Origin of the sequence: Mucilaginibacter sp. Bleaf8 (assembly GCF_018390515.1) — a bacterium.
In the GTDB taxonomy this organism is placed as follows: domain Bacteria; phylum Bacteroidota; class Bacteroidia; order Sphingobacteriales; family Sphingobacteriaceae; genus Mucilaginibacter.
In genome coordinates this window covers 213,025-226,814 of sequence record NZ_JAHBBK010000003.1, presented here as the reverse complement: position 1 = coordinate 226,814, position 13,790 = coordinate 213,025, and the positions used below count along the sequence as shown (strand labels likewise).

Genomic DNA, 13,790 nt, shown 5'->3' with positions numbered 1-13,790 from the left:
TATAAACAAAAGTTTTCCGCAAAAGGCACGAACTTTGGAGAGAAATTCACGTAACAATTCACATTTTAAAAACATGGTATTATTTCACATTTTGAGTTATTAACAGTATGTGAATAACGTTTATGTATTCAATATCAATCTATTACCTTTTTACCTGTGTGGATAACCTGTTAATAAAACAGTGATAACTTAAAAACAAGAAAAAATTAGCAGGAGTTACCCACACAATTCACATGCTAATAAACAATAAGAAGATTTATATAAATAATAATATTGTATTTATTGAACTGTTAAGAATGGACGTTTTAGAAGAAATTAATGTAAAAGGTTTTGTTGAGGAAGAAGTAGACCCGACGCTTGACCTGTATGCCGAGATAGAAAAATTAAAGAAGCAGAAGAATGCCGTTATCCTTGCGCATTACTACCAGGAAGGTGAGATACAGGACATAGCCGATTACATAGGCGACAGCCTGGGCCTGTCACAACAGGCGGCTAAAACGGATGCCGATATTATTGTATTTGCCGGCGTACACTTTATGGCCGAAACAGCCAAGATCCTCTCCCCTACCAAGAAGGTTTTGCTGCCCGATATCAAAGCAGGCTGCTCACTGGCCGATAGCTGCCCACCGCATCTATTCAAAAAGTTTAAGGAGTCGTATCCCGATCACCTGGTAATTACTTATGTAAACTGCACTGCCGAGCTTAAAGCAATGAGCGATATTGTTTGTACCTCAAGCAATGCTGTACAGATAGTAGAAAGCTTACCTGCTGATCAGAAAATTATATTCGGGCCCGACCGTAACCTGGGTGCTTACGTGGCTAAAAAGACCGGTCGCGATTTGGTACTATGGAACGGAGCCTGTATGGTACACGAAATCTTTTCACGCGAAAAGATCACCAAGCTGAAGGAGCGCCACCCGGATGCTAAAATACTTGCCCATCCCGAGTGCGAAGAAACGATACTGCAGCTGGCCGATTATATTGGCTCTACCACCGGTATTTTGAATTACGCTACCAAAAGCACCGATAAAGAATTTATTGTGGCAACCGAAGCTGGCATATTACACCAGATGGAAAAGGATAACCCAGATAAGGTTTTTATCCCCGCTCCGCCTAACAACACCTGTGCATGCAATGATTGCCCCCACATGAAAAGAAATACGCTGGAGAAGCTTTATTTATGCCTTAAAAACGAAATGCCCGAAATCACCCTTCCGGCTGATATTATTGAGAAAGCTGTGAAGCCGATTGAACGCATGCTGGATATTTCGGCACAGCTGGGCCTGTAAAATTTTTTGATGTATATTGATAAGCACATGTCAGGTAAGGCATGTGCTTTTTTTGTTTCCAAAATTTATGCAGATGAGCTTTTTAACAAAGTATATTTGAGCTTTACAACAAAGTGTTACCCTCGGTAACAGGGTAATTTTGTCATACAATAAAAATTGAAGCATATGACAAAAGTTTGGTTCATAACAGGTTCTTCCCGTGGGCTTGGCCTAAGTGTTACTAAGGCTGCACTCAAAGCCAGTTATCAGGTAGCAGCTACCGCACGTAAGCCTGAACAATTAAAACAACTCATTGATACGTATGGTACACAAATACTGCCTGTACAATTAGATGTAACTGATAAAGAACAGATTAGGCAAGCTGTTGAACAAACCATTAAGCATTTTGGCCGCATTGATGTTTTGGTAAATAATGCCGGCTTTGGTATTACAGGCGCTGCCGAAGCGTTTACTGACGAGCAGGTACGCAGCCAGCTCGAAACAAACTTGTATGGCCCTATTGAAATTACCCGTGCCGTACTGCCCCATATGCGTAGGCAGCGCGCCGGCCGTATATTGCAAATAAGCTCTATTGGCGGTCGCATTGGTACGCCGGGCGTAACTATCTACCAGGCTGCCAAATTTGGCTTAAGCGGCTTTAGCGAAGCGCTGGCACCCGAGGTGTTGCCGCTGGGCATTCATGTAACTTCGGTTGAACCGGGTGGCTTCCGTACCGATTGGGCTGGTGCTTCCATGAGTTATGCGCCGCTTATAGAAGGTTATGAAAGCACCGTAGGCTTTGTAACCGAATTTTTGAAAGGCGATAAATTTATACCCATGGGCGACCCGGATAAGGCAGCCCAAGTACTCATCAATTTGGCTGAGCACCCGGAGCCACCCTTACATCTGGTACTAGGCAGCGAAGCCAGCGCTATGCTGCAGCAAATAGATGCTAAACGTAAAGCCGAATTTGAAAAATGGTTACCGGTAACCCAATCAACCGACGCTGATGATGCCGCCGACTTTTTGCAAACAGATGCTGGCCGGGCCTATTCAAAAATTAAGGGAATTGAATAAACAAACCTGCACAGCGTCTTTTAAACCGGTTCAAATATGGTTTTAAAGGCGTTGTGCTTTTTTTACATTTGATTATGGCCATAATACCAGCTCATTTACCTAAAATACTTTATTCCTGTTACCACACTTTTAGCCGGTCGGGCGAGCAGTTTGTGCCCGAACATATCCTCAGTTTTCAAATAGCTGGTTCGTTGGTGGTACAGGATGGCACACAGGAGTTTAAATTTCAGGAAGGAGACATTCGCTTTCATCAGCGCAATCATCTTTTAAAGTTCAACAAGCAGCTACCTGCTGATGGCTCTGAATTTAAATCGTTATCCGTTTTTTTTGATCAGGAAATGTTGCGCAGTTTCAGTAAGGAGTATGGTTATAAATCGGTTAAAACGCATCGTAATCAGGCCATAACTACTATTGCACCTATGCCCCTATATCAAAGCTTTTTACAATCTTTGTACCCTTATGACCAGATTATGCAGCAGGGTAATGAAGATTTACTGATTTTAAAAGTAAAAGAAGCACTATTGATTTTACTCAAAACAAAGCCCGAGCTTAAAGACATACTGTTTGATTTTGCTGAGCCCGGCAAAGCTGATCTGGAAGCGTTTATGATTAAGAACTTTAAATTCAATGTAAGTTTGCAGCGCTTTGCTTATCTCACAGGTCGTAGCTTGGCTACCTTTAAGCGTGACTTTGAAAAGATTTTCCATACTGCACCCAGTCGTTGGTTACAGCAGCAACGGCTAAAAGAAGCCTACCATCTCATCAAAGAAAAAGGCCGTCGGCCGTCAGACGTATACCTGGAAGTTGGTTTTGAAGATCTGTCACATTTCTCGTTCGCTTTCAAAAAAGCATATGGTACCAACCCATCTATGGTGTAAAAGTTAACTCCACAACCCACTTCTCCTCCCGTACCTCACACCTCGTCCTCCGCTCCTTTAAACCAAAATGCCTACCTTTGCCTGCATGGAGATACTGGATCCACTACTGCAGGCCTATCTGGAAAACCACTGTGATGCCGAGCCCGAGGCGCTGAAAAAGATCAATCGTGAAACGTATTTGAAACAGCTGAAACCTAATATGCTGTCGGGACATTACCAGGGTCGTTTGCTAAGTATGCTGAGTAAACTGGTTAACCCAAAACTGGTGCTCGAGATAGGTGCTTTTACCGGTTATGCCACCATTTGCCTGGCCGAAGGGCTGGCTGAAGGGGGTAAAGTACACACCATTGAAGTAAATCGTGAGCAGGAAGAAACCCTGCGTAAAAACTTTGATTTAGCGGGTTTTACCGACCGCATTGAGCTGCATATTGGTGATGCTAAGGACGTTATATTTGGATTTTCGGATTTAATTTTTGATATTTGTTTTATTGACGCGGATAAAAAGAGCAATTTGGCTTATTTCGAGTTGATAATTGATAAAATACGGCCGGGAGGTTTAATAATAATTGATAATGTTTTGTGGAAAGGAAAAGTGTACGGCGAAGCAAAAGATGCCGATACAGAACTTTTCAGAAAACTAAATGACAGTATAACTGTTCATACACAGGTTGAAAAACTGATTTTACCTGTGCGCGACGGCGTACTGCTCATCAGAAAAAAATAAATTATGAAGAAAATCTTACTGATTGCATGTTTTCTTACATCTGCATTTGCTGCATCAGCACAAAACCCCTCAAAATCATATATTGATAAGTTCAAAGATAATGCCATTCGCATTATGCACGAGAGCGGAGTGCCTGCCAGTATCATTTTAGCTATAGCTATGCATGAGTCGGGCAGCGGTACCAGCAAATTAGCACGTACGCAAAACAACCACTTTGGTATGAAAGGTAAAAGTCCTGTATCTTATACTGGACGCAAGGCTACACATTCATCCTACAAACAATACGATTCGGCATCTGATTCTTTCCAGGATTTTGCCCGTATCATGACTGAACGTAAGCAGTTTAGCCATTTGGCCGACCGGCTTAATCATTACGATTATAAAAGCTGGGTTAAAGGTATACAGCGCAGCGGTTACGCCAGCAGCCACAAATGGGGCGCTCAGGTTTTAGGCCTTATCCACCGCTATGAGCTGCATGCTTATGATGAAGCTCCGGATTCGGTTAAAGCCGAACAACCTAAAAAGCATTAATTTTTAATAGTCTTTTTTTAATTTTTCGCCCTGTTCAGTGGTTCTATCCCGGCCCTATTGAACAGGGCGTTTTATTTTGTGCTAATTTCGGTGAGCTATTATATATTACCCTTTTCTGTTTAACCCATTTAAAGGCTGCCTGGTCGATTAAATGTATAGCAACCACCCTGTGTGTTGTTTAATAGGTAAAAGTGCTTAAATGAAGCCTTAGCATTAATTTAGCGCTTACAAGATTGAGGCAATAAAAAAGCGCCATTTCCGATGAAATGGCGCTTTTAATATCTACTCGGCTTTTTCTATCCGCAAACCAACGTCGTTTACCGCTTTCAGCGGATTATCGCGCATGTTCTGCTCAATCTCAAAATGATAGGTGCCTTTGGCCGGAAAGCGGTATTGCGTTTTAAACGGCATCTGGTAACTATACATACTGCCCGATCCCTTACCCAGCCATTCACCGGTTGGGCTGGCCAGTTTAAACTCGTAGCGCGTACCTTTCTTTTTTAAAGGGCCGCCACTCTCCTGAATAATGACGAACATGTTTGAATAACGGTAGCTTGCTGTAACCCGTACGTTAAAGCACAGGTTATAGGCTATGTTCGGATCGTCTATAGCCACATCATAAGTTATCTTTTTACCGTACGACCAGTTTTGGTTAGGGATTTCGGTATTGTTATCCATAACCGCTTTAGTGTCGCCGCAACCGGCTGCTGCCATAGCGGCTATAAATAACGTTGATAAAAGCTTACGCCTTAAACTCATGGCTGTGGGTTATCTTTTGGCTGCTGATTGTTATTACTGTTGTTATTGTTACGATTGCGGTTACGATTTCTGTTGCGGCGATGATTATTACGTTTGGCCTGCTCGCCATCTTCTGTTTTAATCACCACAACTTCGGTTGTTGTAACTTCAATCGTTTCCTGTATAACCACAGCTTTTACCTGTTGTTTGGGCTGATTATTTTGCTGTTGCCTTTTATCGCGTTGCTGGTTGTTGGGCTGTTGTTTTTTGCCCTCTCCTTGCTGGCTATTATTTTGCTGTGGCTTTTTGGCTTCGGCCGGTTTGTTGTTTTGCTGAGGCGCTTTATCTGTAACAGCTTGTTGCTGGTTACCGTTGCCCGGCTTTTTGTTTTTCTTCTTTTTCTTGTTTTGCTGGCTGCGCTCATCTAACCGGGTAAGGCTATCCTGACCTACTACGTTCTCATAATCCAGTACTTTGGCTACCGCTGCAGGTGCTTCCACAATTTCGCCCAAGTCCTCCGGCATTATGCCTTCCTTGTTCTGTTTCTGAATTTCTTTAACGCGGTTAACATGCAGCGGTATCCAGTTTTCGGCACCGGGGTAGCTAAACCACATCATGCGTTTAAAAATATCCGTTTTTTGTAAACGGGCGTCGCCTTGCTGGGTACGCAGTATGTTTACATTATCGGGTATATGTTTAAGGGCATCCATGTAGCTGTCCAGCTCGTAGTTCAAGCAGCATTTCAGCTTACCGCACTGGCCGGCCAGTTTCAGGGTGTTTAACGACAGGTTTTGATAGCGTGCCGCCGAAGTAGATACCGTTTTAAAATCAGTTAACCAGGTTGAGCAACACAACTCGCGCCCGCATGAACCGATACCGCCCAGGCGGCTGGCTTCCTGCCGCATGCCAATCTGCCGCATCTCAATACGGATACGGAAAGCCTCGGCCATTTTTTTGATCAGCTCCCGGAAATCCACACGGCCATCGGCAGTGTAAAAGAAGGTGGCCTTGGTTTTATCGCCCTGGTAATCCACGTCGCTGATCTTCATCGATAGGTTCAGGTCAAGCGCCAGCTTGCGGGCACGGTGCATGGTTTCCCATTCCATATCCTTGGCAGCTTTCCATTTATCCACGTCGGCAGGCGTAGCACGGCGAAATATCTTCTTGGTAACATCGCCCTCTTTTACATGGCGTTTTACCATTTGCATGCGCACCAGTTCGCCGGTTAGCGATACGTGGCCCACATCATAACCACCGGTAGGCGTTTCAACCACCACCAGTTCGCCGGCTTCGAGGTAAATATTGTCTACGTTCGCATAAAAGTCTTTACGCGACCCTTTAAATTTAATTTCAACTATATTGAAAGGCTTATAGTTGGTTGGCATATCCATGTGTGCCAGCCAATCGTACACATCCAGCTTGCTGCAGCCATTAGTAAGGCAAGAGCCATTACTTTTGCAGCCCGCCGGTGTGCATCCACCGCCTGTTGAGCAACTTCCACATCCCATAATTGGTTATATATATTGAGTCCCTTGCGGGAGCATTTTAAAATGTAAAATTCTTATAATCTGCAAAGATACATCTAAAAACAAAATTTTAGGGTTTGCATTTCTTTCTATTGCGTAATGCGCCTTTTCCAGTTCTGTACTGATGGCCCTGGCCATGGGCAGTGTCATTACAGCGGCCATTTTTTGTGCGGTTTCTTTCTCGGCAGCCGGCAGGTGTACCAGGTTGGCAGCGCCGCTTAATATCAAACAACATTCGCGTATGTAGCTGATACCGTAACGCACAAAGTTTTTCTGACTCTCGCGGCCAGCTTTTGCAATCTGATCCACAAAGGGCATAATTTCAAGACCTTTGTTGCTGTAGCATTTGCGCAGCCAGCTTAAAAAATCCTGATGATAGCTTTTGGTTTCCTGGTGCAGCATGGCCAAAGCCTCGGTCATGTTACCGCAACTCAGGTAAGCAGCCTCTTCGGCAGTTTGTTGTGGTACGCCCCGCTCCCCAATCAGGTAATTGCGCACTTCATCAAAGCTAAGCGCCGGTATTTTAACCAGCTGCGTACGCGATAGAATAGTGTTCAGTATCTGATCCTGATTTTGTGCTACCAGCAAAAACACGGTATTAGGCTGCGGCTCTTCAATAATTTTAAGCAGCGTGTTACCTTCCTTATCCAGGTATTCGGGCAGCCATAAAATCAATATCTTATAAACCGACTCAAACGGCTTTAAACTTAGTTTTTTAATGATTTGATGACACTCGGCTATATTTATGTTAGCCTGTTTGTTATCGGCCTCCAGGTAGCTGCGCCAGGTATCCAGGCTAAGATACGGATGCGCCGTAAAAGCTTCGCGCCACTCTTCAATAAAGCTCAGCGCGGTATCATCTTTATGCTTGGCAAAAAACGGGTATGAAAAATGCAGGTCGGGGTGCATCAGTTTCTGATACTTACGGCACGAGGCACATTCCCCGCAGGAGTCGGTGGGCTGCTTATTTTCGCACGAAAGGTATTGTGCATAAGCCACCGCCAGCGCCAGGCTACCCGAACCCTCGGGACCCAGAAATAACTGTGCATGGCTTACCCTGTTCTCCTGAACGGTACGAATTAAGTGTTGCTTTACAGCTTGCTGCCCTACTATCTCTTTAAACTGCATTGGTGCAAGTTAATAAAATTTTAATTGTATGCTGTCAGATACATGTAACGTGGTGTTAGATGATTAATAGTTAACTTTGTAGCCAATTAATTATTGTTCTGATTACCGGCCTAAGGCCAACAACACATAACAAAGTATGGCCCGAATAATGGCTTTTGATTACGGTACCAAGCGCATAGGCATTGCTGTAACCGACCCCCTGCAAATGATTGCCACCGGGCTTGATAACATACACCCTAAGGATATCATCGACTACCTAAAACGCTATATGCAAACCGAACAGGTGGAAACCTTTGTAGTGGGCGAACCTAAGCAAATGGACAATACGCCATCGCAATCGGCCTTTCATGTAACGGGCTTTGTAAACCTGCTCAAAAAAACCTTTCCGGAGATACCCGTTGACCGGATTGATGAGCGCTTTACCTCTAAAATGGCATCGGCCGCTATATTGGCCGGTGGGGTAAAAAAAGCAGGGCGGCAAAATAAGGCCCTGGTTGATACCGTATCAGCCGTTATTATCTTACAATCCTGGATGGAGCGTAGAGCATTTATGTAACACAAAATTGTAACCAAAAATAAAAAGGGTGATGAGCGCCAAGCTCATCACCCTTTTTATTTTAATGAAGGATATCAATTATATACCCGAATCTGTTTTGGTTTCCAGCGCATCTTGGGCGGCCTGCGGCAGGTTTGATAACAGGTTGAAACCGTTACCCATAGCTGTTTCAATAGCTCTAACCGTAGTAACATATTTTTTCCAGTCTTCATCAATACTGTTCACGTTTGGCGTGTTTACGGCTAATACCCTTACACCGCTGATATTGCCGGTACGGTATAAATCGGCATTACCTTTCGGGATAATCACCGCTACTTTCCAAACATTGGCTGGTACGATTACATGGCCGTTATCAATAGTGGTTACGGTAGCCGAGCTTTTGCTGCCCACGCCACCTTTACCATAGTTACCCATAATGATATAAACCTCATTACCGGCAGTAACCTGTGTGCGTAAATAACCCTCCAGGTTGTTCCAGGTCTGCTGATTATTATTTGGTGCCTGCGGAATCATGTTCGTCATCAGGAAGGTAGCCGAGTTGGCATTGGTAGAACTGGTTCTGTCGGCCGATGGGCAGTTGTGACCACGGTCAAACCCTGAACCAGAGTAGCTGGTGCTTTGTACCTGATAATAGCCTGTAGGTAAGCCGCTAAAAGCAGCAAAATTATCCAAACGGCCGGTAGCGTTGGTGGTATTGCTTTCATCCAGGTGCCAGCTTACCCAGTTAGGCGTGCCACGGGTAGCGCTGTACGATTCCACATAATACCCCTGATCAATCAAATAATTATCCATCATGGCTCCGTTAGCTAAGGAAGGGTTACCAAACAGCAGGTTGCTGTTATCGCCGGTATTTGGCGGTACATCGGCGCCAATGGTAATGCCGCGTGCCGGCGTTGGTGTGCCAGAACCTGAGTCTCCTCCGTTATCACCCGGATTGGTATCCGGAATGTTAACTGTAACGCCTGAATTGCCTAAGCCGGTAAAGGTAATATCGTCAATGCTCAACCTAACCCGGTCGTCTTTATTAAAATCAGAAGTATTGACAATCCGGAAGCGTTGGGCAACAGTGTCGGTTATGTTATATAGCGTAGTGGTTAACTCGGTAGTACTGGTTGGATTTACAGTTTCACCAATTTTACTGTAGGTTTTGCCCCCGTCTTTTGATACCTGTAGTTCCCAGTAGCCCTTTAGTAGCGGACTGCTGCCCGGCTTTTGGTTATCGGCAAAGTTGGTTAAAGAAGATTTTATGGAAATGGACTGCACGTTTCTAATGTCGAAGTTCATGCCAAATATGCCATTCTGTTTTGCATCGTTCTTAGTGCCTCTTAAACGTATACTTTGCTTTCCGTTCTTTATATCGTTAGCTGCATTACCAACAAATGCACCATCCAAACTCCATGAACCGGTTGCAAAAGCAACATCACCGGCAATATAACCAGTAGGCTTGCTGCCATTTTCAAAATCTTCGGTTATCGTGAATGGTTTTTTAACCTGTTCTACAGGTATGTTAGGTACATCCGGTATCTGATCAGAATCGTCATGGGATTTCTTGCAGCCGGCCATAATAAGCGGGACAAACAGATAGATGAGTAAATTTTTAATTTTCATAGACTTTAAAATTTGAGCTTCCAAAAATCCCTTTTTAATATTAAACCAATGTTAACTGAATGCTATTGTAATCAGATTTTGACACTTTAAGTTACAAAAATTACTTTTTACTCATTGTATAAATAGTTGTGTTTAAATAATTTCAGTATTGTACCGATTTATTAATTGTAGGTTTAGTAATGTAAATACTGAACTTTACACTTAGCTATCACATTATTAGGTACAGCTTTTGTACTTTTGAAAACAATTTGTGCTCACATGGACCTATTTGACAACGTAGATAAAACACATATTAACGAACTGGGCGAGTTTGGCTTGATTAACCATCTCACTAAAAATATTAAGCTAACCCACAAAAGCACCCTTAAAGGTGTGGGTGATGATGCCGCCGTGCTGGATTATGCCGGCAAGAAGGTGCTGGTATCAACCGATATGCTACTGGAGGGTATTCACTTTGATTTAGCCTACACGCCGTTAAAGCATTTGGGTTACAAGGCAGTACAGGTAAACCTGAGTGATATATGTGCCATGAATGCCATACCTGCGCAGGTTACCATTTCTATAGGCATGTCGAGCAAATATACGTTAGAGGCTATTGAAGAATTGTATGAGGGTATTTACCTGGCGTGCGATAAGTACCGGGTAGATATCATTGGCGGCGATACTACGTCGTCCAAGCAGGGTCTGGTTATCAGTGTAACGGTTTTGGGTTATGCTGATGAAGAAAACATAGCCTACCGTAACGGTGCGCAGGAAGGCGACCTGATTTGTGTATCGGGCGATTTGGGCGGTGCTTACACCGGTTTGCAATTGCTGGAACGTGAAAAAATGATTTTTCTGGAAAACCCGCAAATACAACCCGATCTGGAAGGCAAAGATTATATCATTGAACGCCAGCTTAAGCCAGAGGCCCGTTTGGATATTGTGGATCTGCTGAAAAATATGAATGTGAAGCCTACCTCAATGATCGACGTATCAGACGGTTTGGCTTCCGAACTGCTGCACATTTGTACCCAGAGCAACAAAGGTTGCCAGCTGTATGAAGAAAAGATTCCGATTGATCCCATGACTTACGAAACAGCCCGCGAGTTTAACCTCGACCCTACTGTTTGCGCCCTAAGTGGCGGCGAGGATTATGAACTGCTGTTCACCATAAAACAAGCTGACTACGACAAGATCAAGAATGATGTGGATGTTACCATCATCGGCTACATCACCGAGCCCGCAGCCGGCCGCAACCTGATCTCGAAAAGCGGCCAGGTACACGAGCTAAAGGCACAGGGCTGGAATGCGTTTAAGAAAGGATAAAATAAAGGCTGATTTTTTAAAAATCAGCCTTTATTTTAAATGATAGTATCTGTTATCTATATTGAATGCTTCTTTCTGTGAGCTTAATTATTTTACCATCCTGATATTCTAAACGTTTAAGCCAATTGCCTTTGCTATCAAAGTCACGGTATTTAAACGCTAAATTTTCCATTAGTTCATTATCGTCGTATCTTTTTTCTGTAATGATTAATCCATTACCGTCACGGGTATAAACATACTTTTTGCTTGACTTGTTGCCATTACTAAGTTCTTCAAAATGAAGTAATTTACCTGCATCATCATACTTGTTTTTGTAGAGTGTCTTTAAACTGCCATCAGCATCATACACTTTTGCTATTATTAAATTATTATTATCATAAGTATTTCTCTGTTTTGTAGAGAGCTTTTTATTATCATCATAAGTATTAAATTCTACACACTTCCCTCTGTCATCGTATACAAGTTTTGCTTTAACAGGGCCATTTTTTGAATCCTTAAGTTCGATTTTTTGTCCCTTATCGTTAAAGATATAGTATGTTGTAAAAACACTTTTTTTATTTACGATAGTATCTTTTGCTGAATTATTACCGTCAGATAGATCCTCATTGTCTGTTATTTTATCATAAATTATAGTATCAGGCATACTTGTGTAAATATTCTCGACTGTATTGCCATCAGTATTTAACTTATAAATAGACGTATTCTTGAGGCGACCTTTTTGTGGTTCACCGAATTTTTCAGTAGCGTCATAAGTAGATTCAGTTATACTTGAAATATCTCCTTTTAATCCATCTGCTTTTAAGTCATTGGTTTTGGATTTGCAAGAAATAAAAGTGAGTACAATTAATACGGGTAAAATTAGTTTCATACGTGATTAAAGCTTAAGTGAATAAAGATATTGATGTTTATTTAAATTAATTGGCTGATTCTGCACCATCCCCCAACTGCGGCAGTTCATCAAACAAGTACTTCTGCTCAATTTGCTTATTGGCTTTGGCGCCCAGTTTTTTGATTTTTTCGGCGGTGATGGTAAGGTTGCCGCGGCCGTCGCTGAGTTTGTTGATGGCTTTATCAAAGGCATCCTGGCTTGATTTCAGGTTGCGGCCTATACCGTCCATATCCGTTAAAAAGCCTACAAACTTATCATACATCTCGCCGCTAAGGCGGGCTATTTCGAGCACGTTGCGGTTTTGGCGTTCCTGCTTCCACATGCTGGCAATGGTGCGCAGGGTAGCCAGCAGGGTTGATGGGCTTACAATTACCACCCGTTTGTCCCAGGCATCGTTAAACAGATCGGCATCCAGCTGTACCGCAAAACTGAAGGATGATTCGATAGGCACAAACAACAGCACAAAGTCGGGCGAGTTGATCTTATTCAGTGCATGGTAGTTTTTGGCCGATAAGCCCTGCACGTGGCTGCGCAATGATTCCACATGTGCACGGGCATGCAGCTTGCGCTCGTCTTCATTATCGCAGTTTACCAAACGCTCGTACGCAATTAAGGATACTTTAGAGTCAATGATGAGGTGCTTATCATCCGGTAAATCAATCACCACATCGGGTTGGTAGCGGTTGCCATCAGCCGCCTGGTAGTTGGCCTGTATGCGGTATTCACGGTCTTTAATCAAGCCCGAGCGTTCCAGCACTTTTTCCAATATAAACTCACCCCAGTTACCCTGCTTTTTGTTGTCGCCTTTCAGGGCGTTGGTCAGGTTTTGCGCCTCACTGCTAATCTGCTTGTTCAGCTCCATCAGCTGGGTAATAACGCCTTTCAGGGTATTACGGTCGGCGGCCTCCATGTTGTATACCTTGTCTACCTTTTCTTCAAAAGCCTTAATATTTTCTTTTAAAGGGTTCAGGATATGATCGAGGTTGTTTTTGTTCACGTCTATAAACTCGCGCGATTTTTCTTTCAGCAGCTTTTCGGCCACGTTTTCAAACTCACGCTGAAAATGCTGGCGGGTTTGCTCCATCTCCTGCTTTTGCTCCTGCAGCTTTTCCTGCTGGGCTTTATAGAATGAGCGTGTACTTTCCAGCGTTTGGCGGGTTTCGGCCAGTTCCTGGCGTTCAAACAGCAGCTGGTCGGCCAGCTTAATGTTCTCTTCTTTCAGCAGTTGGGTAATGCTCTCCTTTTCGGCTAAGGTGCCTTTGGTGCGTTCTTCGGCGGCTACCAGCTTTAATTTCAAACTCTCGTTTTCGGCCTGCAGGCGGTTCAGCTCCTCGGCCGGTATATTTCCCTGCGTATTTTTAGCTTTGCTGATGAACAGATACACAGCTATCAGTAAAATCAATACCGCAATCCCTAAAATCCCAACTTCCATTTTGATAAAATATTTAGCAAAATAAAGCAGTATTTTTTGATTTTTACTAATGGAATTGAAAAAGAGTTCTTTCAGATAAAGAAAAATTCATCAAATGCAAATTAAAAGCCCTCCCTATCGGGGAGGG

At 43.3% G+C, this 13,790-nt stretch carries 13 protein-coding genes; 7 read left to right on the top strand and 6 right to left on the bottom strand.

All coding sequences use genetic code 11. From position 1 onward, the window contains the following. The first annotated feature begins 296 nt into the window (after nucleotides 1–296). From nadA to KHS38_RS14430, 5 genes are all read left to right on the top strand, one after another. Entirely contained in the window at nucleotides 297–1,289 is a 993-nt protein-coding gene (nadA, locus tag KHS38_RS14450; RefSeq protein WP_213489312.1) for a quinolinate synthase NadA, read from the top strand. A gap of 165 nt (nucleotides 1,290–1,454) precedes the next feature. Further along, nucleotides 1,455–2,345: an oxidoreductase gene (locus tag KHS38_RS14445; RefSeq protein ID WP_213489311.1), complete on the top strand. Its 891-nt coding sequence runs from the start codon at nucleotides 1,455–1,457 to the stop codon at nucleotides 2,343–2,345. Nucleotides 2,346–2,419: 74 nt separating this feature from the next. Beyond that, nucleotides 2,420–3,223 (top strand): helix-turn-helix domain-containing protein, encoded by an 804-nt coding sequence (locus KHS38_RS14440; protein ID WP_213489310.1) that lies wholly within the window; start codon nucleotides 2,420–2,422, stop codon nucleotides 3,221–3,223. 67 nt (nucleotides 3,224–3,290) lie between these two features. Continuing rightward, on the top strand, nucleotides 3,291–3,947 hold the full coding sequence (locus KHS38_RS14435) for an O-methyltransferase (protein WP_349627933.1): 657 nt from the start codon (nucleotides 3,291–3,293) through the stop codon (nucleotides 3,945–3,947). A gap of 3 nt (nucleotides 3,948–3,950) precedes the next feature. Then, entirely contained in the window at nucleotides 3,951–4,478 is a 528-nt protein-coding gene (locus KHS38_RS14430) for a glucosaminidase domain-containing protein (protein WP_213489309.1), read from the top strand. Nucleotides 4,479–4,760: 282 nt separating this feature from the next. Here the strand turns inward: KHS38_RS14430 and KHS38_RS14425 are convergent, their stop codons facing one another. From KHS38_RS14425 to KHS38_RS14415, 3 genes are read right to left on the bottom strand one after another with little or no spacing between them, the layout of a single operon-like run. Further along, nucleotides 4,761–5,237 carry a gliding motility lipoprotein GldH gene (locus KHS38_RS14425; RefSeq protein ID WP_213489308.1) on the bottom strand — a complete coding sequence of 159 codons (477 nt, stop codon included), beginning with the start codon at nucleotides 5,235–5,237 and terminating at the stop codon, nucleotides 4,761–4,763. After that, entirely contained in the window at nucleotides 5,234–6,724 is a 1,491-nt protein-coding gene (locus KHS38_RS14420) for a PSP1 domain-containing protein (RefSeq protein WP_213489307.1), read from the bottom strand. The genes KHS38_RS14425 and KHS38_RS14420 overlap by 4 nt, the downstream gene beginning before the upstream one ends. A 6-nt stretch (nucleotides 6,725–6,730) precedes the next feature. After that, nucleotides 6,731–7,870, bottom strand: a complete 1,140-nt coding sequence (locus KHS38_RS14415; RefSeq protein WP_213489306.1) for a DNA polymerase III subunit — start codon at nucleotides 7,868–7,870, stop codon at nucleotides 6,731–6,733. Between the two features lie 136 nt (nucleotides 7,871–8,006). On the opposite strand from KHS38_RS14415, the gene ruvX reads away from it, so the two are divergent. Continuing rightward, a complete protein-coding gene (gene ruvX / locus KHS38_RS14410; protein ID WP_213489305.1) occupies nucleotides 8,007–8,426 on the top strand; it encodes a Holliday junction resolvase RuvX in 420 nt (139 codons plus the stop codon). 78 nt (nucleotides 8,427–8,504) lie between these two features. Here ruvX and KHS38_RS14405 read toward each other — a convergent pair whose 3' ends face one another. Continuing rightward, nucleotides 8,505–10,034, bottom strand: a complete 1,530-nt coding sequence (locus tag KHS38_RS14405; protein ID WP_213489304.1) for a DNA/RNA non-specific endonuclease — start codon at nucleotides 10,032–10,034, stop codon at nucleotides 8,505–8,507. Between the two features lie 258 nt (nucleotides 10,035–10,292). Between KHS38_RS14405 and thiL the strand changes: the two genes are divergently transcribed. Continuing rightward, complete coding sequence (gene thiL, locus KHS38_RS14400; RefSeq protein WP_213489303.1) at nucleotides 10,293–11,342, top strand: thiamine-phosphate kinase; 1,050 nt, start codon at nucleotides 10,293–10,295, stop codon at nucleotides 11,340–11,342. A 52-nt stretch (nucleotides 11,343–11,394) separates the two neighbouring features. On the opposite strand, the gene KHS38_RS14395 is transcribed toward thiL, so the two are convergent. Both KHS38_RS14395 and rmuC read right to left on the bottom strand, forming a co-directional pair. After that, complete coding sequence (locus KHS38_RS14395) at nucleotides 11,395–12,210, bottom strand: hypothetical protein (RefSeq protein ID WP_213489302.1); 816 nt, start codon at nucleotides 12,208–12,210, stop codon at nucleotides 11,395–11,397. A gap of 46 nt (nucleotides 12,211–12,256) precedes the next feature. Beyond that, nucleotides 12,257–13,663 (bottom strand): DNA recombination protein RmuC, encoded by a 1,407-nt coding sequence (gene rmuC / locus KHS38_RS14390; protein WP_213489301.1) that lies wholly within the window; start codon nucleotides 13,661–13,663, stop codon nucleotides 12,257–12,259. Nucleotides 13,664–13,790: the final 127 nt, after the last annotated feature.

Excerpts from the sequence above, each read along its gene's own strand:
- ruvX (WP_213489305.1), top strand. The coding sequence starts at position 8,007 with ATGGCCCGAATAATGGCTTTTGATTACGGTACCAAGCGCATAGGCATT.
- KHS38_RS14425 (WP_213489308.1), bottom strand. The coding sequence starts at position 5,237 with ATGAGTTTAAGGCGTAAGCTTTTATCAACGTTATTTATAGCCGCTATG.
- KHS38_RS14445 (WP_213489311.1), top strand. The coding sequence starts at position 1,455 with ATGACAAAAGTTTGGTTCATAACAGGTTCTTCCCGTGGGCTTGGCCTA.
- nadA (WP_213489312.1), top strand. The coding sequence starts at position 297 with ATGGACGTTTTAGAAGAAATTAATGTAAAAGGTTTTGTTGAGGAAGAA.
- thiL (WP_213489303.1), top strand. The coding sequence starts at position 10,293 with ATGGACCTATTTGACAACGTAGATAAAACACATATTAACGAACTGGGC.
- KHS38_RS14420 (WP_213489307.1), bottom strand. The coding sequence starts at position 6,724 with ATGGGATGTGGAAGTTGCTCAACAGGCGGTGGATGCACACCGGCGGGC.
- KHS38_RS14440 (WP_213489310.1), top strand. The coding sequence starts at position 2,420 with ATGGCCATAATACCAGCTCATTTACCTAAAATACTTTATTCCTGTTAC.
- KHS38_RS14435 (WP_349627933.1), top strand. The coding sequence starts at position 3,291 with ATGCCTACCTTTGCCTGCATGGAGATACTGGATCCACTACTGCAGGCC.
- KHS38_RS14430 (WP_213489309.1), top strand. The coding sequence starts at position 3,951 with ATGAAGAAAATCTTACTGATTGCATGTTTTCTTACATCTGCATTTGCT.
- KHS38_RS14415 (WP_213489306.1), bottom strand. The coding sequence starts at position 7,870 with ATGCAGTTTAAAGAGATAGTAGGGCAGCAAGCTGTAAAGCAACACTTA.
- rmuC (WP_213489301.1), bottom strand. The coding sequence starts at position 13,663 with ATGGAAGTTGGGATTTTAGGGATTGCGGTATTGATTTTACTGATAGCT.
- KHS38_RS14405 (WP_213489304.1), bottom strand. The coding sequence starts at position 10,034 with ATGAAAATTAAAAATTTACTCATCTATCTGTTTGTCCCGCTTATTATG.
- KHS38_RS14395 (WP_213489302.1), bottom strand. The coding sequence starts at position 12,210 with ATGAAACTAATTTTACCCGTATTAATTGTACTCACTTTTATTTCTTGC.